Raw genomic sequence first — 17930 nt, 5'->3', positions numbered from 1 at the left:
TTGAGGGCTGCGCGCTAAACTTGCAGACTTCCAATTCTGAAATAATCCTGAATTCAGGTTTTCGGCCGCGGAATTGCATCTCTTACCTGCGCGTCAACGTGGGTGAACAACACCACTTAGGAAAACTCTATCAACTTTGCTCGATCCAACTTCCTGCGGTCCGGGACCGTCAGGGAAATGGAAAAATCTCAATATCAGTCCTTGCATGGCAGAGTCCAGACCGTAAGATAGTCAAGTACATTTGGCGACATTTTCCCGCGGCGGGAGGTCGCATTTGGCCGTCATAGGACTTGATAAAGAGTTGCCGAGCCTCCGCAGGAAACTTGTTACTGAGTAAGCTGGTGTGACCGGACTAACGGTGTTCGGGAACACTGGTTTTTTTTTTGCACGCTTGAACCAATTGTCATTGTGTACACGACGGCGAATTCTTGAGTAGGGGCGGATCGGTCGCAGCCGATCATGACAGGGGTTTTCACAAGATGGCAATGTTGATCACAGGATTGGGAACAGCGGTACCCGCAGGTAGTGTCACGCAGACACTGGCATACGATGTCATGCATCAGTTGTGCTGTGACTCCGACGAACACCGCCGCGTCATGCAGATGATTTACCAGGGTGCCGGCGTCAATGAACGAGGCACCGTGCTGCTGCAAGAGCCGAACGGAGTGCCAACGGACTCTGAGGGCTTCTTCTGGCCTCGCAGCAACGAAGAGGACCGCGGCCCGACAACTCAGGCCCGTATGGAGAAGTACGAAGAGCATTCTCTCGAACTGGCCCTGGAATCATGTGAAGCGGCCCTCGCCCACGCAGACCAGGACGTTTCCGAAATCACCCATCTGGTGACGGTTTCCTGCAGTGGCTTCAGCGCTCCCGGATTCGATATCGGCCTGATTCAGAAACTCGGTCTTTCCCCTGACACCGCACGCACGCACGTCGGATTCATGGGCTGCCACGGCTCATTCAACGCACTGCGCGTCGCAAAAGGATTCATCGAAGCAGACCCGAATGCCGTCGTGCTGGTTTGCTCGGTCGAACTTTGCAGCCTGCACCACCACTACGGCTGGTCGACTGAGAAAGTCATCGCAAACGCTTTGTTCGCAGACGGTTCAGCAGCCGTTGTCTGCCGCTCAGCCGCAACCAACAATATCCCCATCCAGTCGAAATTCAAACTCATCCGTAACGGTTCCCACCTGCTCGCAGGAACGACGGGAGCGATGAGCTGGCGGATCGGTGATCACGGCTTTGAAATGACCTTGTCCCAGAAGGTCCCGGCCCTGATCGAAAAGAATCTCGGCCCCTGGATGCAGAGCTTCCTCGCGAAAGAAGGCCTGACCATTCAGGACGTCGCAGGATGGGCCATCCATCCCGGTGGTCCCCGAATTCTCGACGCCTGCCTGGCCGCCCTGTCACTCTCCAGCGAGGACGTTGCTCCCGCACGAGAGATCCTGGCGCAGTACGGCAACATGTCCTCCGCAACGGTCCTCTTCCTGCTCAACCGTCTTCAGGAAGAACCACGACGCGGCCCCGTCGTTGCCCTCGGCTTCGGCCCCGGCCTGACAATCGAAGCCATGATTCTCAATTCGGAAATCTGACGCAGCGAGTCAGCCAGGAGCGAAGCAACCGCTTCTCACGCTAATCACGACAAGCAATCAGCCGGTTGGGCAAGTACCAACCGGCTGATTTCGTTTCTTCAGTGCTGCCTGATCAGGATGCCTGCAGCCAGCGCACCGGCATCCGTTTGCTGAGGCGATCGGTCTGAACGATACCCCCGAGGTCCCCCGTGCGGGGGAAAGCCGGGTCCCAGGTGTCCACCTGCGGGCGGGAGCGTGACTGCAAAAATTCGGCCAAGCAAAACTACTTCGCGGCAATCTTCCAGAGCGTCTGGTCGCTGCGGATGTAGAGTGCACCGTTGCTCACGGCAGGTGTACAAAGAAACCGTTCGCCATTGAGATCACCTGTTGAAACCAGCTCTCCGCGAGACTCATCCAGTTTCACGCAGTGCCCTTCCCCCTTCTCATTGAAGATAAACAGGTGCCCTCCCGCAGCAACAGCGGAACCGCTAAACGGTCCGGGAATACGAAGTTGCCACTTGGTGTCGCCCGTCTTCAGATCAGCCGCCAGCAGTACCCCGGCATTATTGATCGAATACAATCGACCGTTGTAAACGAGGGGACTTCCGGTCCCGGGGCCCAGCTTTGGTGCTCGCCATAACTGTTCAACACTGGCACTGTCCGTTGGCGGCTTGAGTGCCGTGATCCCGTGCGAGACGGCATAGACAATTCCGTCGGCGACCACGGATGAGGGAATTGTCGATGCCCCGTCGGTGTATTTCCAGACGACCTCCCCCGTCATCGGCTTGATCGCGGCGATTCCCTCGGAAGACTGCAGCAGCGCAAGATCCTCGGTCCCCCCAAACCGTTTTGGCCAGAGAACAGCAGAGGACCAGTTCGCCTTCTTCGGACGGACTGAAGTCCAGCGAGAAACCCCGTTGGTCACATCGATTCCGGTCGCCAGCGACTCACTATCGTTTTCGATTTGCGCAATCACGGTGGTACCAACGACGATGGGTGACGAAGCCATCCCCAGACTGTTTGAAGCGTTGGGATGATCGTAGGTCAAACCACGAAACCACTGCAAATTGCCATCCAGATCCAGACAGGCGAGGTCATTGCTGGAGAATAATGCGAAGACGCGCTGACCGTCACTCGCAGGAGTGGATGACGCCACACTCGATGTCGGATAAGTCGTGGTACGCCCCGTCGCTGAAAACTGCCGCTCCCAAAGCAGCTTGCCCTCCTGTGCCGAGAAGCAGAGCACATGCAGACGGTCCTGGCGGAATCCACTCGCACAGGTCAGAAAAACCTTGTCTCCCACGACGATTGGTGACGAAAGTCCCCGGCCGGGAAGTGTCGCCTTCCACGCGATGTTTTCGGTCGCTGAGAAGTTCGTAGGGGGCGCAATATCGTCACCCAGACCATTCGATTCATTCCCGCGAAACTGACGCCAGTCTCCTGCCTGACAAAGTGTCCCCAATCCCAGCCAAACGCACAGAAAAACTCCGTATCGCATCTCGATTTCCCTTTGGAAGAACTTGCGAGGCTGCACCTGGGTGCTTCGTTCAAGGCCCGACCGGGGACCACATCCTGAAAGTTTACGACAGACGGACTCAACCCGGATCGCACACTGCTGCTGTGGACAAAAATCGTCGCTGCAGAAACGGTGACGGCCCCCTGCCAGCGAACTGGAATACCGTCATTACACTATGATCGGTTAACGGGCGAAACTCAATCATCGGGGATCCCTGATGATTCGCTCCTCCACCCCTGTCGCGCTGACATCGCTCGTCAGCGGGAGGCTTCGTCCAGCACATCTTTAGCCACGTAGATGGGAAGATGAGGCTCGAAATGAACTGCGAGAGCGACCGCATCACTCGGGCGACTGTCAATCTCAACCAGTTCCCCGTCCTGCCGGATTCGGATCGAAGCGAAATAGGTGTGCTCTTCGAGTTTGTGGATCAGCACATCCTGCGCTTCACCCCCCAGCGCCTCGATCGTGTTTTTCAACAGATCGTGTGTCAGCGGTCGCTGAGGTTCTTCCCCCTGAACGCATCGATCGATACTCGTCGCCTCGAAGAGTCCGATCAGAATCGGAAACTCCCGGTCCCCTTCGACTTCGCGCAGAAAGATGACCTGCTGGTCATTGATCTCACTGATGATGATGCGGGCCAATTCCATCTGCACAAGCACAAGTAGGACTCCCAATTGAATTGCGACGCGACCCTGCGGCCCGGTCGTCAAAGTTGCTCACCGGTCAGACCCAGACAACTCCGCTCGGAAGAAGGTCAATCAAGTCGACAGTGGTGCCCTAAGTATATTCGTACGACGGCCAAATGAAACTCGTTCTGACTCGTCAGCATCGTACGGCAAGCGGGATGGGAAACGCCAGCATCTCTTCAGTGCCCCTCGCCCCAGGAGAACGATCCGGGCGGACGGATCAAACCGAGCAGGGGCGCATCAATCACGCAAGAACCGGCGAATGGCCTGGTTGACCGCGACCGGGTTTTCCATGGGTGCCATATGTCCGGCATCCGGAATCTGTTCATAGCGCGCATTCGGAAGGGCCTCCGCCACGCTCTTCATCTCGGCGGCGGGAGTAATCAAGTCCTGCTCCCCGACAATGACCAGAGTTGGCAGATGCAAATTGGGAAGCATCCCTGTCATGTCCTCACGAATCGCCATCCCCCGGTGTGCCGCCGCGATCGCCACGGGCGAGGTCGCCATGACGGTACTGCGAACTTCGTCCACCAGAGCCGGTCGCTGCTGAGCCGACTGCGGCGCAAACAACTTTGGCATCATCGCCCAGACCACCGGCTCAGGTCCTTGCTTCGTCACAATATCGGCCATTTTCAAGCGGTTTGCAGCCGCTTCCGGAGCGTCGGCAGCGGCGCGCGTATCACACAGGATAAGCCGACTGAGCCACCGTGGATGCCGCAGCGCAAATTGAAAAGCGATGTATCCCCCCATGGAAAGGCCGCAAAACGTGATTGGCCGGTCGGCGTTCAATCCTTCGAGCAGGTCCGCCAGGTCATCCGCGAACTGAGCCATCGAAACAGAATACAGGTGCCCATCACTTCCCCCGAAACCACGCAGATCCGGAGCGATGACACGATGAGTCTTCGAAAACTCGTCGATCTGAGCCTTCCACATGGTGTGATCCAGAGGAAACCCGTGGACCAGTAGCAGCACCGGCCCCGTCCCTTCGTCCGACACGCGATAGCGGACACCCGCAACGTCGATTGTTCTCAACATGGTTCGAATTCCGACAACAATACCGTGAAGTGATCGACCAGCAGGCACCCCTTGCGGGTCGACTTGCCTCTTCCGCAAAGCACGACCGAACGTGCATAACCCGTTCCGGGAATCGCCCTGATACCGCCCAGGTCTCTGAGACTTATCAAACGACGGGCCGCAGGGCGCAACACGTATCGAGCGAGGCCAGATACCGGTAACGCCCCGTCACCACGACGAAGCGATCTTCGCCCTGCTAAGGCTTTTCACTCAAATCACATTGACACAGAAACTGACCACACCCGGGACAGCCCGAACCATATTTCTTGCGCACAGCGGCATCCAGATCCACCCCGGCGACGTTGGCAATCGTCGCCAGCCACGCCAGAACATCGGCGAATTCCAGAGCCAGTTCCTCGGGGGTCCCCTCACGCAAGGCAGAGGCGAGTTCCCCCACCTCTTCCATCAACCACATAAACGTGCCGTCGACGCCCCGAGCCTCATCCTTCGATCCATACATCTTCTGGATCAGGGACTGAAGGTCCCGTAGCGTCAGTGGAGCTGCCTCTGTCATCCCTTAACCCCGCTTTTCCGTAGCGTGCATCAAGCCGCGCATATAGCCGTAAGCGAACAGTCGCCCCAGCATGGTGTATCCCGGTTCCCCGTCATCTTCTCCGTAACATTGAGGGACATGATCCGGACGAATGGGGCCCGAGAAACCGATCTCCTGATAGGCCCGCATGGCCTCGGCCATATCCGTCGGACCGTTGTCATGAAACGTTTCCGTGAACGATTCCCGGTTTCCTTTCACGTCGCGAAAGTGGACGTATTGAATATGGGAACCGAGTCGGCGAATCGTGGCGGGAATATCGACCCCCATCGCGGCAAAGGTCCCCTGGCAGAAACAGATTGCATTCGAGGGACTCGGCACCAGGTCCACCAGACGTTCGAAATTTTCGACCGAATTCATGATTCGCCCCTTCCCCAGAAGTTCGGGAAGCGGGGGATCATCGGGATGCATACACATCGTCACCCCCGCCGCTTCCGCTGCGGGAACCAGCACGGTCAGGAAGTGCTTCAGGTTCTGCCACAACTGTTCGGTCGTGATCGGTTCGCTCGTGATGGTCGAGGCACTGGCGCTCAGTGACATCGCGCGGTGTACATCCTCAAGGTGAAAGCCGGTCACCTTCGCCCCGCCTCGTTCCGGCGCATCAAGAACCGTGCGGACCCAGTCAGTCCCTGCCATAAAGTTGTAACAGAGCCAGCGGATCCCCACCTTCTGCATATTCGACATCAGTTGTTTCATGGCAGCGACTTCGGTGCCGTCGTCCTGTCCAATCTTCAACTTCTCGATCGGAAGATACCCTTCGATCGCTGCCAGGTTCATACCGAAATATTCGATTCGGTCACGCAGTCGCAGAAGCTCATCCAGATCGGTCCCGGGATACCGAGCCACCACGTCGGTGACGCCGCACTGAGCGGCCAGAGTCAGATTTTCATCCGACATGGGAGTCAAGACTGTTGCCAGTCGCATCATTTCTTCGGGTCCTCAACGATGTTTCTGTGAACTTCCGGCGAAGAGACGGGATCGAACAGCGGGGAACGCCAGAGACCTGTCTTCCGCGCCCAGAACTTGCCGAGGACGCTCAGGGTCGCGAACCCGTATGTCACACTACGGCGGAAGTTGATGCTGGAAGCCTCATCAAAGTAGCGAACAGGGACAGGAATATCTCCCAGCTTGAATCCGAAATGGACCGCCTGAGCCAGAAATTCGCTGTCGAAGACAAAATCGTTCGAGTTGGTCTCGTACGGAATCGTCTCGAGCACTTCGCGACGATAGGCTCGAAATCCGCTGTGGAAATCCCCCAGATTCTGTCCCAGAGCGATGTTCTCAACCAGCGTCAAACACCGGTTGGCAATGTACTTCCACGGAGGCATCCCCCCCGACAAGGCCTCGCGCCGTGTCCGGATTCGCGACCCCATGATGAAGTCACAGATCCCCAACCGGATGAACTCGATCGCTGCAGGAATCACACGACTGTCGTATTGATAGTCAGGGTGAATCATCACGACGTAGTCAGCACCGTTGTCGAGAGCTCGTCGGTAACAAGTCTTCTGGTTGCCACCGTAACCCAGGTTCTTCTCATGGCGGATGACGGTCAGCCCCAGCCGCTCGGCAATCTCGACGGTGTTATCCGAACTGCAATCGTCAACGAGAATGATCTCATCAACAGACCCGGGCGGAATATCAGCAACCGTCCGCTCCAAAGTCCGCGCCGCATTGTAAGCGGGCATCACTGCAATCGTCTTTCCGGGCTTCTGAACAGTGAAAGGCAACGACTTCGACAAAGCTCAACTTCCCGGAAAGAACCGCGTTTAAACCTGATCCAGATATCACCCAAGCAACCACTTGAGCAAGATTATGGCATTATGAGCCCGCCAGACGCCACGGTCGACCGCCAGGAGTCACCGATTTCGGTGTCCAGCAGGCAAGAAATGCAACCCGACATCGAAATGGGTACAGCCCCGCTGTTCCGGCTGTGCTCTTCATCTTTCTCTCAAACTGAACGGCGTCGATGGGATCAGAAATCCGAGGAACGTTTTGAGCATTTCTCTAAGTAAGTGGAAAAGGAACCGAGGTCTTACTACGAACCACAACGTATTCTAAAACACAACACACCGCAGCGAATTGACTCATTTCGAAACCAATGTAAAACAATCATCCAGTAAAATGCGCCTCAAGAGCTGATTGCGACTCCTAGCGCGCAAGCAAAAATGCTCGTGACTCCAGGCCCCTTTCAGAAAGACTCTTTCATGAAGCTCCTGCCTCGATCCAGCTATCTCCTTGCGGCCGTGACGCTCCTCGGACTTTTCGGCGGGCAGTCTGCCTCGGCAGGAATCTTCACGATTGACTTCGACAACCTTCCGACGCTCGGCCCCACCACACAGCAGCAGTCGCTTGCGGACGCCAACGGAGGGAGCAGCACAATCGATGGTGTCACTTTCGCGAGCAACTTCGGCGTGGCGGGAAGCGAGTACCGGGTCGGCGGTGCGGCGCCGAACCCAACCTTCGGAATTCCACACTCCGGAGACTACTTCCTCATCAACGGCAACACCCCCAACAACGACCTCCTCATCAGCACCACCAGCGTCCTGCTTGAGGCCTGGTTTGGCCGCGTTGAGTACTATGGCTACGGAGGGGGTGCCATCTCGGTTACCGTGACCGCATTCGGCGCGGGGGGCGATCTGGGTTCTGAATCGATCAACCTTCCCGATACCAACCCGTACACAGGCAATCTGCCAGCCCCCAACGACGGCATCGGCAACGGGCTTGCCGACCCCATGCTACGACTCGACACGAGCAGCTTCCTCAGCCTGGTCGGCATCACGGGCTATCGCATCAGTCGCGTAGACCCCGAGCCCTTGAATGGAAACTGGGCCGCCGACGACTTCACCTTCTCAACCACGTCAGCCGTCCCCGAACCCAGCACATTGACCGGCTTCGGCATCGGACTCGTCGCGCTGGGGTATTACCGCCGACGCAGCCTTACCCGTTAAACCACGCAGGGCCGGCAATCACCCCGCTCGTCGCACGGCATCTCTGACCAGAGCCGCGCGAGCGGGGCACTTCCGGGGAGAGACACTGAAAAGCGTGGAAACGGGCTCCTGAACGAGCCCCACCGGGAGCAGATGATTGACGTTGCCGCTGCCGGAGTGGGCGTCAGCTTGGCCTGCCCAAGCGAGTCAGCAGCTCTGCGACAACTTCCGACTGCTGTGAAGAAATGTCATTGATGTCCCACAAGTCTTCAGGCTTAACATACAGCGCGACGCGCGAAGAGGCACCTTCCGCGACAGATTCATTACCCTGCTCATCACCCTGCTGACCAACATGCCGCTGAGAAATGCAGAGCCATTCTGGTGTTCTCACCGCGACCAAGTCGGCGCCGTCTCCATATGCCAGATCTTCACGAGGTGGAACCTCATCCAGCACCTCACGCAACCAACTTTGCCCGGCGAGCTGAATCGAGGAAGGATCCTGGGGAACCTGAAACCAGTCGAGCAGTGTCGGCATCAGATCGCAGGTTTGCACCAGCCGATCTGATCGAACGCAGATCAGATCACCGAACCGGGGATCCCGCTGCACACGTAGAACGAGAGGGGTCCGCGCAACCTGATCGCCGAGCACCTCTGCCAGCGACTGCGATGCATTCGCGCGGGATGCGCGAACGGGCTTCCAGATGGCCCCCTTCGCAGCCATGACAATCACAAGCATCGGCTCGCTCGAAGCCTGCTCATCGAGATGCTTCAGCAGCTCACCCAGCCAATGATCCATCAGCGAGACGGATCCCGCGTAGACGGCCGGGTGACACGCGCGCTCGGCATCCGTCAGCTCCGCCGTCTGCTGCCCTCGTTCGTCGAAGTCTTCGAAATACAGGGCATCAAACCCTTCGGGTGGTGCACCGGGCCCGGGCGCGTGCAGCCACAGCAACTCATGAGCGTGCGCATCCTCGCCATCTGCTCTCTCTGTGATTGCCTGCTTCACAACTTCGGCAAACGGTGTCTGGTCGGGCTTCGCATCGAAGCCTTCGCGGCCATCGACGTGCTGCATCCCGTCAAACTGAAAGTGACGCTGCCAATCCTGCACCGCCCCGGCGGCAATTAGACGCGAGCGAATCCCGTTCGCTCGCAGCAGAGCCCCCAGGCAGGGCGAGGGACTGACGTCATTCGCCCGCATCGCGGGTCGACCGGTGGCCCAGGCGAGGCCTGCGAGAGAGCTCACGGTATCGACGAAGTGATTGTCGAAAACAGCCCCTGTCGCGGCGAGTCGATCCCAGTTCGGCGTCTCGATCCACTCGTTACCAAAGCACCCCAACGAGGTGGCGGCCAGTGAGTCAAAGGAAACGATGACAGCCTGCATCGCGACGATACGTCCCTTCGGACGAGAAGGAAATCCAAGGAAAGAGACCACCGTGCGAATCATCAGCGACTGATGAACTCACAACGCTGATCCACTTCCCCCCGATTCCGTTTTATAGGTTCAAGGCGACCGCAGTGCTCGACGCCACTGAGGGCTGACCAGGATCCGTTCAATTTGCATTTCGTGAAGTTGATCGAACCAGGTCCCATCGAATTCGAAAACTTCGTACATTCGTTGTGACTGGTCGAAGCGAGGATCTGTCGTGCCTCCTCCTTCATCCATCCCTGCAAACTGACTGGGTACAATTAAAACCCAGGTTCGGTCTCCGGCTCGCTCCCAGGTAGGTTTCGTCCAACGAAAACCGACGTCCTGCAAATCTGCCTGTAACATGCAACGGCCTCCTTGCCAGTCAACACGGTTCCATCCGCCTCGCGGATTATTCAATGGCCTGTGCAGTTGGTCAAGCGACTGTCGACAAGTTATTATCGAGATTCCTCTGTAGTCCTTCCTCATTCAACCTCGTTACGTTGGGATTAAGTCATGATCCCGCTGCCATTACTCCCTCCGGAATCGTGCGAGGGATGCGGGTTGTGCTGTGAAGGGATTGGATCGCCGGTCGTTCTCTATGCCTCTCGTCCGGGGCTTCCCTCCCCCCATCCATTTCGACCACCCAACCTCCCCGCGCCTCTCATCGACGAAATCAACGAACACTTTGCAGGGCTGACCCGTGGCCAGGAGCCGCAGTCGAGGTGCCTCTGGTTCGACCCCATTCAGCGCGCCTGCTCGCACTATGAATACCGACCTCAAATCTGTCGGGACTATGAACTGGGTGGTCGTGCCTGCCTGCAGCGGCGACGCGATGAACTGATGTCGGCTCAAGGAAAAGACGATTAGGGGCCGTCAATTCTCGGTGGTCGGCGACGCTCTTTGACGAGGGATCGATCCCTTTTCGCTGCGACGCGTCGGCGTTTGGACGCCTTTGTCGGTTTCACCGGCCGACGGGGCTTGGGGGCGATGGCGATGGAAGCCAGCAGTGCGTGCAGCTTCTCCAGACAGTCGGCGACATTCTTCGGCTGATCGCGGTAACGCTCACTGCTGAGAATGAAATCCCCTTCGGTGGTCAGCCTGCTGCGGTAAGCGGCGATAAACCGTTCGCGCACATCAGCGGGCAACGATTCTGAACACTGAAAGCTCCATCGCATGATCACTTTGGAGTTCACTTTGTTGACGTTCTGTCCTCCGGGCCCCGAACTGCGCGCCGTCGACCACGAGAACTCGCGGCACGAAACGCGAATTCGAGGACTTACATCGAGAACATCAGCATCGGAAGGAAACATGGTGATTCGATTATACGCGATACCGCCGACGGAAGCGGAACATTTTTCAGCTTCGACGAGCGCCTGCGCCCGCACTTGGGGCAGACCTGAGCTGTTCACCTGTGGCAGTCCGCCATGCGCCAACGCGACGGAGGGAATGCAATACTCCTGCGCGCGAAGGCACAAGAGACATCGCGAACGGGATTGTCCCCGCCTGCAGGCGGTCGCCTTGTCACTCTCCCATCCGTCGGGACCGGGATGAGACACCCGCACGCGGATTTGGTTCGCGGCTTCAGGTGCTTCTTTGCGCACTCACTTCCGGGCCGAGCCAGAGTTTACGCCGCGATCGTCGAGCGGGTGATTTCGGAATGGACCCCTTCGATCTGATCGGCAGTGATCTGCTGCATCTGGTTGGCATACCCGACCAGCAACGCAAAATCGCAAAGGCGGTTAATCCGTCGGGGAATTCCCCCTGTGAGCTCAAAAATGCATCTCAGTGCCGAATCATCAAAGATCGGTTCTTCCCGTCCGACGGCCTGAAGCCGGCGCAGGATATACTGGGTCGTTTCCTCTTCCGACAGTGCCTGCAGCAGACAATGAAATGCGATCCGTTCCGAAATCTGATTGGACATCTGCAGTGTCCCGATCAGTTCGGGCTGCCCCGACAGGATGAGCGAGAAATTCGATCGACCCGGTTGCTGGAAGTTCATCAACTGATGCAATGTCTGGAACACGCGGCGATCTTCGATCAGATGAGCGTCATCGATCATGATCACGGGAGAGCGTCCCGCTTCCGTCAGTTCCTGCAGTCGACGCCCGAATGAACGCAGCAGGACATCCAGTCCGGGTATACCCATGGATGTGCTGAGTTCGGCACCACCAAGCTCATGAGTGATCATTGCCACCAGTTCATGGGGTGCCAACTGCGGGTACACGACCTGAACCACTGGAACGCCGCTGGGAACCTGCTGGCGAACCAGCTCCAGTACGTGCGTCTTGCCCGTGCCACTCGCACCGACCAGAGCGGCAGCCCCTTTGCCATGCTCGGTCAGATAGTTTAGCTTCACAATCGCTTCTTTATGAAGCCGACCGGCGTAGAAGGACTCGGACCTTCGGTCATGATCGAAGGGAGCGTTTTCGAGGTTCCAGTATCGTTCGTACATTGCGGCGTCCTTGCCTCTCCGTTTGCGGTCGTGTCGTCACCGCTGGACCGAAGCATCGGGCTTATCCGCGATCTGCTCGGGCACAGTTGAGTCGCTGTTGGATTCCATGGGCTCGATTTTACCGGTCAGCCACACTCCCGAAAAGCTCCGTTTTTGAACATTGGAACCGGAGCTCTCGGCCGTCTCTTGACCGCTCTCCCGCTTTGCACCGCCACGACTCGGCTTTTTGGAGCTGGCGAGCTGCACCTCAAAACGTTTGGGATTGTTGAACCCCGGGCTGCCAAAGTTCATGTCGTCCAGATCGGCAATCGAGTCATTACTCTCGACCAGGGCGGCAGCAGACCAGAGATGCGTCGCCCCCCAGGCACCTGCAACAAACACCACCAGGCCAACGATACCCATCGCGACCCGCCACGGACGTTTTCCTTTTTTGCGGTGACTGGATGACCGCACTGCCGGAATGTCCGATTTGGACGACTTGGACACTGGCATGCGGATCGTGGTCTGATCTGATTCGCTCATGGCGGCCCCAGTTTTACACCGACGAGAGTCTCGTCACCTGAACCACCCGTTTCCATTCCGAAGTGGCATGCAAAGGCGCACGGACGAACCGCTCGCGGATCGCTCAAGTCAGGTATCGTCCGCAACCGTCGTCAACTTGAAACAACTTCACCGTCTGGATCCGGTCGTGGTCCCGACTTCACTCCCCGACTTCACTCGCGACGTGCAGAGAAGTGCGGATGGGATCGCACTCGACCTGACTCGGATCGACCTTCATTTCTGGAAAATGATCTTTCAGCCGTTTCGCAAGTGCTTCCATCGAAAAGCGTTCTGTCGCATAGTGTCCGGGCAGAATCATCCCGACTCCCAGATCACGCGCCTCCAGGCACGAATGGAAGCGGGCTTCCCCGGTGAGAAACGCCTGGCATCCGACTCGGTGAGCGTCCCGCAGGAATTCGCCCGCAGCACCACAAGCAATTCCCAGACGGGTGATCTGCATTCCGGGATCGCCCACGAACTGAATCTCTGGCTGCTTCAGTCGCTGGGCGAGAAGACGCGTCAACTGTCCCAGTGTGACGGGTTCTGGGAAGGTTCCATACCGCCCCGCCCCCGTTCCATCAGGAACCGGTTTGAGCGGAAAGACATCCACAGCCGGCTCTTCATACGGATGAGCTTTTCGCAAGGCGGCCAAGACCCTGTCCAATTCATTCGCGCGACAGACAACCTCGACACGGGTTTCTTCGACCTGTTCCAGCTGACCCGATTTCCCTATGGCAGGATTGGTTGAATCCAGCCCAAAAAATGTCCCGGTCCCCTGCAGATTAAAACTGCACTGCTGGTAGTTCCCAATCACACCCGCCCCGGCGTTCCACAGCGCCTGACGGACTGGTTCGACATCCGAAGGGGGCACGAACGTCACGACCTTGACCTGTTCAGGTCCGGTACGGGGACGCAGCGGTGCAATCTGAGTCAGTTCCAGTAACTCGGCGAGCTGCTGATTGATACCGGTCGTCGCATTATCCCAGGCGGTGTGGGGTGAATAGACGGCGATCCCATTCTGCAGCAGCGTCAGCAGCAACCGTCCCTCGGGCCTGGCCATCGTGATTTGCTTCACCGGCTTGAACATGATGGGATGATGCGTCACCACCAGTTGAGCCCCCGCACTGACCGCCTCGTCCGCGACATCATGGGTGAGTGTCAAACAGGTGATCGCACGGCTGACGGGTTGAGACTCATCACCAAGCAGCAGCCCGACATTGTCCCACTCTTCCGCCAATGACAGGGGCGCGATCTGCTTCAACACTTTGCAGACATCGTGAACAGTCGTCATCGAATTCCTCTATCAATCCCTTCAAACAGTCCCGGGGTGTTCCAGGCAGAACAACCCCGCCGTCGCAAACCCTGTCAACGCGAAAGCCAGCCACCGTCGATGGCGACGGTGCTTCCGTGCATGTAGTTCGAGGCGTCGGATGCGAGAAACACGCAGAGCCCTGCCAATTCATCGGGCTGCCCCCACCGCCCTGCCGGAATACGGTCAAGAATTTGCGGGCCGCGAATCGGATCGTCCTGCAGGACGTGAGAGAGTGTCGTCTCAAAGTATCCGGGACAGATGCAATTGACGTTAATCCCCTGCCGTGACCACGAGTTGGCCAGAGACTTGGTCAGCCCGGCCAGAGCATGCTTGGCCGCGGCATAGGCTGGAATGTTCAGACCTCCCTGAAAAGTCATGACAGAGCCGATGTTGATGATCTTTCCCCGGCCCCGGGCCAGCATCGGCTTGGAGGCTTGCTGTGCCAGATCGAATGAGGCATGAAGATGCACTTCCAGAAGCTGGTGCCATTCGGAAAGTGGATACTCTTCGGGGGGGTGTCGGTGTGAGTTTCCAGCGTTATTGACGAGAATATCGAGTCGTCCCGTTTTTTCGATGATTCGGTCAATCAGCCCCACTCGATCGGCAGGCTGCCCAAGATCCGCGGGAACTGACCAGAACTGTCGCCCCGCATCGCGAACCAGCTTTTCTGTCTCGGGCAGTTCACCGGATCGGCTAACGCCGACGATGTCGGCCCCCGCTTCTGCGAGCCCCAGCGCCATCGCCTGTCCCAGCCCCCTGCTGGCTCCCGTGACCAGTGCGACTCGCCCATCCAGTTTGAATAAATCGAGGATCATTGGTGTCTCAGTTCCTGAAAAGTCTGGCTCAATCGCGTTATGTCGTCTGACCGAGAGACTGCGGCTGACTGGTTCCACGCGGGAACTGCCCGCAACAGGTCCGGACTGTAACGATTGCGACGTCGTTATACAGCGCCCGCTGAGACATCAGCCGCTTTGCGGCGAATCGAACTTTCCCAGATCGAAGCAATTATCCCATACACCAGCACAATCCCCGCCTCCATCGCAAAGACAGGGAGGGTGAGATCCTGATTCATCTGCTCCGGTGCCTGATTCATGTGCGTCAGCCCCCATGCAAAACCAAGGATAAATCCTGACACCAGAGTCAGCGGCAGCGCCGTGAGCAAGAAGCCACCTAACCATCGATATTGCGGATGAACCACCCCCTTCTTGCCCAGCCCTTTTCCCCGCACGAGAAAGAGAATTCCAACAACGAATATGGCAACCTGAGCACCCAGAAGCATGTCAGACCTTTCGTTTCGAGCCCGATTTCCTGAGCCGGGATGAGATGAGCCAGCACTCCGCCAGAACTGTACGAGTGTGCGGCGACAGCAGTGCCCCGTCAATTGAGCCACATCCAACCAGGCCTGCCGGCGGGAATCGCGTTCCCGCCATAACCTGGTTGGAGCGACTGAAAGAATCGGTGCGATCGACAGGTTCAGCATGCGACGCCTGTCCGCCGGTCACTTGCGTCCCCACGGCCTTGCAAGTCAGGAACGACGGGTCAGCACTCCGTCGCCGTGCCGATGAATGTGATGCCGTATCTCTCTACCCCGTTCGGCGGTACATTATCATTCGGAAGCAGAAGCATGATCGCTTTTTGGAACTGGGGCCGGAAAAGGAAAACTCGCATGTCAACGACCGAAAACAGCACCGACATCGACGGTGTTTCGCGTCGTGATTTCCTGCGCGCAGGAGGATTGGGTGTGGTCGGGCTCTCAGGCGCTTCACTGGCCGCCTCTTTCACCGCCGCTTCCAACCGCCGGGCCATCCTGATCATGATGACCGGCGGAGTCAGCCAACTCGAGACATTCGATCCCAAGCCCGAAGCCCCTGCGTCCGTCCGGGGACCGTTTAAATCAATCGAAACAGCAGTGCCGGGTCTTCGTTTTAGTGAATCCCTGCCAGGATTGGCCCAGCGTGCCAACCGCCTGACGGTCATTCGATCACTGACTCACGACGCCGCCCCCATTCACGAGACGGGGATGCAGATTCTGCAGACGGGCCGCCTGTCGATGAACGGCCTCGTGTTTCCTCACTGGGGAAGTCTCGTCGCAAGTCGAATTCCAGGTCGTAACGGTGTTTCAACGAACGTCATCCTGCCGGGCCTGATCTCCGAAACGGGTGTGTCGGCTTACCGGGGCCAACAGTCAGGAATCCTGGGGACGGAATGGGAACCGGATCTCGTCACCAGTGACCCGGCCGATGAACCCGAGTCGATCCGCCGGATGTACGGCCATTCCGAGTTCGGCAATCTGCTGCTGAAAGCCCGGCAGCAGATTGAACAGGGAACCCGCTGCGTCACCGTGAATCTGTTTGATTCGCTCAAAGACCGAATCACATGGGACTGCCATGGTGACAAACGCTGCAGCCCGGCGACTTTGTTCGACTATCAGGCCAAACTTTGTCCCGAGTTCGATCAGGCGATGTCAGGCCTGCTGGACGACCTGGCGCAGCGAGGTCTCCTGGATGACACCCTCGTCATCGCCACGGGTGAGTTCGGTCGAACGCCTTACGTGAACGAAAACATGGGTCGCGACCACTGGACCGGTTGCTGGTCGGGAATCGTGGCTGGTGGAAAGGTCTCTGGCGGAAAAGTAATCGGTAGCAGCAATGCATCTGCTGCCGAACCGACCGAACGTCCCGTCGACCCCGGCGAGTTAACGGCTACGTTGCTGCAATGGTGTGGAGTCGACGGAATGTCGCATCACTTCCAGGCGGGTGGCCAGGAACTGCATCTGGTTCCCCACGCCCCCCTGACTGAGCTTTGGAACTAAATTCTCGTTGCCGCTCATGGGGCTTCATTTCTCATCCCGAGAGATCAGCCCTGCCGGCCCGCAGAGTTCCCCCTTCAGCCCTATTCATCAAAGAACGGAAACAACTGCTTCAATTCCGCCGCAGTCGGTTTTCGCCCGTACTCACACAGTTCAAACGTCTCGGCGTACTTGACCGCTTTACCCTTCTCTTCTCCATAAAGCTGAACCAGCACATCACGGTATCGATCGGCCTCTCGAGTCTGGCGATCGTGCCAGCGTTGTTTGAGCCAACCTTTCCGGCCGGCAACGTCATTGGCAGGAGGAACTGACCGAACGAACTCTTCACTGCCGCTGGCTCCTCCTTCGTAGACCTGTGACTCCAGTTCATGCAGCGAGTCAATCTTCAGACTGAAAACATCATCGATGGCCACCGCAACGTCGGGCCGAAACGGGTATGGCTTTTGAAAGCCGTCACTGGAATAAAGGAAAACGGGGTTCTTCGTCAGATGGGGCGTGTCAGGACAGAAAAAGGGAACAGTGACCATGAAGGCGGCATCCTGAACGAGAATTCCGACATAACGATGGTCAGGGTGGTAGTCCCACGGCCGATGCGAAATGACAATATCCGCCTTCCATTCGCGAATGATCCGGGTGATCAGACGGCGGTTCTCAAGAGTCGGCTCGAGTTCCCCATCGTGAATATCCAAAACCTGTGAAGTGACGCCAAGCTTCTTCGCAGCAGCAGCGGACTCGGCAGCACGGCGCAGTGCCAGCGGCCCCCCGGCCATCTGCCAGTGCCCGATGTCTCCGTTGGTGACAGAGCAGAGCTTCACATGATGACCTGACTTAGCCCACTTCGCCGCCGTTCCCCCTGTCTTGAACTCGGCATCGTCAGGGTGCGCACCGAAGACCACGATCCGCAGCTTGCCATCTTCGGGGGGCAAACCACGCTCGCCGCCGAATGATGCCGATACGAAGCAAAGGACAATCCCGAGCAGCATTGCGAGACGACCTGAGCGCGATGGAGGAAACGTGGAATACTGCTTAGCCATCAGAGTTCTCCCAGATGCGAAGTGCGAGTGCAGGGTTTCGTCATTCCCGGT

At 57.8% G+C, this 17930-nt stretch carries 19 protein-coding genes; 4 read left to right on the top strand and 15 right to left on the bottom strand.

What is annotated here, in order from left to right:
• Nucleotides 1–479 precede the first annotated feature (479 nt).
• Entirely contained in the window at nt 480–1592 is a 1113-nt protein-coding gene (locus tag ACGY09_RS17350; RefSeq protein ID WP_373653723.1) for a type III polyketide synthase, read from the top strand.
• A 262-nt stretch (nt 1593–1854) separates the two neighbouring features.
• On the opposite strand, the gene ACGY09_RS17345 is transcribed toward ACGY09_RS17350, so the two are convergent.
• From ACGY09_RS17345 to ACGY09_RS17320, 6 genes are all read right to left on the bottom strand, one after another.
• Complete coding sequence (locus ACGY09_RS17345) at nt 1855–3069, bottom strand: PQQ-binding-like beta-propeller repeat protein (protein ID WP_397568704.1); 1215 nt, start codon at nt 3067–3069, stop codon at nt 1855–1857.
• Nucleotides 3070–3344: 275 nt separating this feature from the next.
• Complete coding sequence (locus tag ACGY09_RS17340; protein WP_373653725.1) at nt 3345–3746, bottom strand: bifunctional nuclease family protein; 402 nt, start codon at nt 3744–3746, stop codon at nt 3345–3347.
• Nucleotides 3747–4013: 267 nt separating this feature from the next.
• Nucleotides 4014–4808: an alpha/beta fold hydrolase gene (locus ACGY09_RS17335; RefSeq protein ID WP_373653726.1), complete on the bottom strand. Its 795-nt coding sequence runs from the start codon at nt 4806–4808 to the stop codon at nt 4014–4016.
• Between the two features lie 235 nt (nt 4809–5043).
• Nucleotides 5044–5361 carry a MazG nucleotide pyrophosphohydrolase domain-containing protein gene (locus ACGY09_RS17330; RefSeq protein WP_373653727.1) on the bottom strand — a complete coding sequence of 106 codons (318 nt, stop codon included), beginning with the start codon at nt 5359–5361 and terminating at the stop codon, nt 5044–5046.
• 3 nt (nt 5362–5364) lie between these two features.
• Nucleotides 5365–6324, bottom strand: coding sequence for a mannonate dehydratase (locus ACGY09_RS17325; RefSeq protein WP_373653728.1), 960 nt, complete (start codon nt 6322–6324; stop codon nt 5365–5367).
• Nucleotides 6321–7082: a glycosyltransferase family 2 protein gene (locus tag ACGY09_RS17320; protein ID WP_373653825.1), complete on the bottom strand. Its 762-nt coding sequence runs from the start codon at nt 7080–7082 to the stop codon at nt 6321–6323. The genes ACGY09_RS17325 and ACGY09_RS17320 overlap by 4 nt, the downstream gene beginning before the upstream one ends.
• 519 nt (nt 7083–7601) lie before the next feature.
• Between ACGY09_RS17320 and ACGY09_RS17315 the strand changes: the two genes are divergently transcribed.
• Complete coding sequence (locus tag ACGY09_RS17315; RefSeq protein WP_373653729.1) at nt 7602–8345, top strand: PEP-CTERM sorting domain-containing protein; 744 nt, start codon at nt 7602–7604, stop codon at nt 8343–8345.
• Between the two features lie 163 nt (nt 8346–8508).
• On the opposite strand, the gene ACGY09_RS17310 is transcribed toward ACGY09_RS17315, so the two are convergent.
• Nucleotides 8509–9756 carry a sulfatase-like hydrolase/transferase gene (locus tag ACGY09_RS17310; protein WP_397568703.1) on the bottom strand — a complete coding sequence of 416 codons (1248 nt, stop codon included), beginning with the start codon at nt 9754–9756 and terminating at the stop codon, nt 8509–8511.
• A gap of 69 nt (nt 9757–9825) precedes the next feature.
• Nucleotides 9826–10095 carry a hypothetical protein gene (locus ACGY09_RS17305; RefSeq protein ID WP_373653731.1) on the bottom strand — a complete coding sequence of 90 codons (270 nt, stop codon included), beginning with the start codon at nt 10093–10095 and terminating at the stop codon, nt 9826–9828.
• Nucleotides 10096–10245: 150 nt separating this feature from the next.
• On the opposite strand from ACGY09_RS17305, the gene ACGY09_RS17300 reads away from it, so the two are divergent.
• Entirely contained in the window at nt 10246–10599 is a 354-nt protein-coding gene (locus ACGY09_RS17300) for a YkgJ family cysteine cluster protein (RefSeq protein ID WP_397568702.1), read from the top strand.
• Here the strand turns inward: ACGY09_RS17300 and arfB are convergent.
• From arfB to ACGY09_RS17270, 6 genes are all read right to left on the bottom strand, one after another.
• Complete coding sequence (gene arfB / locus ACGY09_RS17295) at nt 10596–11042, bottom strand: alternative ribosome rescue aminoacyl-tRNA hydrolase ArfB (RefSeq protein WP_373653733.1); 447 nt, start codon at nt 11040–11042, stop codon at nt 10596–10598. The two genes, ACGY09_RS17300 and arfB, sit on opposite strands and share 4 nt — an antisense overlap.
• A 314-nt stretch (nt 11043–11356) precedes the next feature.
• Nucleotides 11357–12184 carry an ExeA family protein gene (locus ACGY09_RS17290; RefSeq protein WP_373653734.1) on the bottom strand — a complete coding sequence of 276 codons (828 nt, stop codon included), beginning with the start codon at nt 12182–12184 and terminating at the stop codon, nt 11357–11359.
• A 36-nt stretch (nt 12185–12220) separates the two neighbouring features.
• On the bottom strand, nt 12221–12706 hold the full coding sequence (locus tag ACGY09_RS17285; protein WP_397568701.1) for a hypothetical protein: 486 nt from the start codon (nt 12704–12706) through the stop codon (nt 12221–12223).
• A gap of 178 nt (nt 12707–12884) precedes the next feature.
• The gene (locus ACGY09_RS17280) at nt 12885–14015 is read right to left on the bottom strand and encodes a Nif3-like dinuclear metal center hexameric protein (protein ID WP_397568700.1); all 1131 of its coding nucleotides are present in this window, start codon (nt 14013–14015) and stop codon (nt 12885–12887) included.
• 74 nt (nt 14016–14089) lie between these two features.
• Nucleotides 14090–14851: an SDR family oxidoreductase gene (locus ACGY09_RS17275; protein ID WP_397568699.1), complete on the bottom strand. Its 762-nt coding sequence runs from the start codon at nt 14849–14851 to the stop codon at nt 14090–14092.
• Between the two features lie 125 nt (nt 14852–14976).
• A complete protein-coding gene (locus ACGY09_RS17270) occupies nt 14977–15315 on the bottom strand; it encodes a hypothetical protein (RefSeq protein ID WP_397568698.1) in 339 nt (112 codons plus the stop codon).
• A gap of 387 nt (nt 15316–15702) precedes the next feature.
• On the opposite strand from ACGY09_RS17270, the gene ACGY09_RS17265 reads away from it, so the two are divergent.
• Nucleotides 15703–16848 carry a DUF1501 domain-containing protein gene (locus ACGY09_RS17265; protein ID WP_397568697.1) on the top strand — a complete coding sequence of 382 codons (1146 nt, stop codon included), beginning with the start codon at nt 15703–15705 and terminating at the stop codon, nt 16846–16848.
• A gap of 80 nt (nt 16849–16928) precedes the next feature.
• On the opposite strand, the gene ACGY09_RS17260 is transcribed toward ACGY09_RS17265, so the two are convergent.
• Nucleotides 16929–17879, bottom strand: coding sequence for a PIG-L deacetylase family protein (locus tag ACGY09_RS17260; protein WP_397568696.1), 951 nt, complete (start codon nt 17877–17879; stop codon nt 16929–16931).
• Nucleotides 17880–17930 lie beyond the last annotated feature (51 nt).

This window comes from Schlesneria sphaerica, from assembly GCF_044336245.1.
GTDB classification, from domain to species: Bacteria; Planctomycetota; Planctomycetia; order Planctomycetales; family Planctomycetaceae; genus Schlesneria; species Schlesneria sphaerica.
Note: the sequence above shows the minus strand (reverse complement) of the source record. Positions and strands in the feature narration are given on the sequence as shown.

Bases quoted from the DNA above. Each gene is read 5' to 3' on its own strand.
- ACGY09_RS17350 (WP_373653723.1), top strand. From the start codon at position 480: ATGGCAATGTTGATCACAGGATTGGGAACAGCGGTACCCGCAGGTAGT.
- ACGY09_RS17345 (WP_397568704.1), bottom strand. From the start codon at position 3,069: ATGCGATACGGAGTTTTTCTGTGCGTTTGGCTGGGATTGGGGACACTT.
- ACGY09_RS17335 (WP_373653726.1), bottom strand. From the start codon at position 4,808: ATGTTGAGAACAATCGACGTTGCGGGTGTCCGCTATCGCGTGTCGGAC.
- ACGY09_RS17330 (WP_373653727.1), bottom strand. From the start codon at position 5,361: ATGACAGAGGCAGCTCCACTGACGCTACGGGACCTTCAGTCCCTGATC.
- ACGY09_RS17325 (WP_373653728.1), bottom strand. From the start codon at position 6,324: ATGATGCGACTGGCAACAGTCTTGACTCCCATGTCGGATGAAAATCTG.
- ACGY09_RS17320 (WP_373653825.1), bottom strand. From the start codon at position 7,082: ATGCCCGCTTACAATGCGGCGCGGACTTTGGAGCGGACGGTTGCTGAT.
- ACGY09_RS17315 (WP_373653729.1), top strand. From the start codon at position 7,602: ATGAAGCTCCTGCCTCGATCCAGCTATCTCCTTGCGGCCGTGACGCTC.
- ACGY09_RS17305 (WP_373653731.1), bottom strand. From the start codon at position 10,095: ATGTTACAGGCAGATTTGCAGGACGTCGGTTTTCGTTGGACGAAACCT.
- ACGY09_RS17300 (WP_397568702.1), top strand. From the start codon at position 10,246: ATGATCCCGCTGCCATTACTCCCTCCGGAATCGTGCGAGGGATGCGGG.
- arfB (WP_373653733.1), bottom strand. From the start codon at position 11,042: ATGTTTCCTTCCGATGCTGATGTTCTCGATGTAAGTCCTCGAATTCGC.
- ACGY09_RS17290 (WP_373653734.1), bottom strand. From the start codon at position 12,184: ATGTACGAACGATACTGGAACCTCGAAAACGCTCCCTTCGATCATGAC.
- ACGY09_RS17285 (WP_397568701.1), bottom strand. From the start codon at position 12,706: ATGAGCGAATCAGATCAGACCACGATCCGCATGCCAGTGTCCAAGTCG.
- ACGY09_RS17280 (WP_397568700.1), bottom strand. From the start codon at position 14,015: ATGACGACTGTTCACGATGTCTGCAAAGTGTTGAAGCAGATCGCGCCC.
- ACGY09_RS17275 (WP_397568699.1), bottom strand. From the start codon at position 14,851: ATGATCCTCGATTTATTCAAACTGGATGGGCGAGTCGCACTGGTCACG.
- ACGY09_RS17270 (WP_397568698.1), bottom strand. From the start codon at position 15,315: ATGCTTCTGGGTGCTCAGGTTGCCATATTCGTTGTTGGAATTCTCTTT.
- ACGY09_RS17265 (WP_397568697.1), top strand. From the start codon at position 15,703: ATGTCAACGACCGAAAACAGCACCGACATCGACGGTGTTTCGCGTCGT.
- ACGY09_RS17260 (WP_397568696.1), bottom strand. From the start codon at position 17,879: ATGGCTAAGCAGTATTCCACGTTTCCTCCATCGCGCTCAGGTCGTCTC.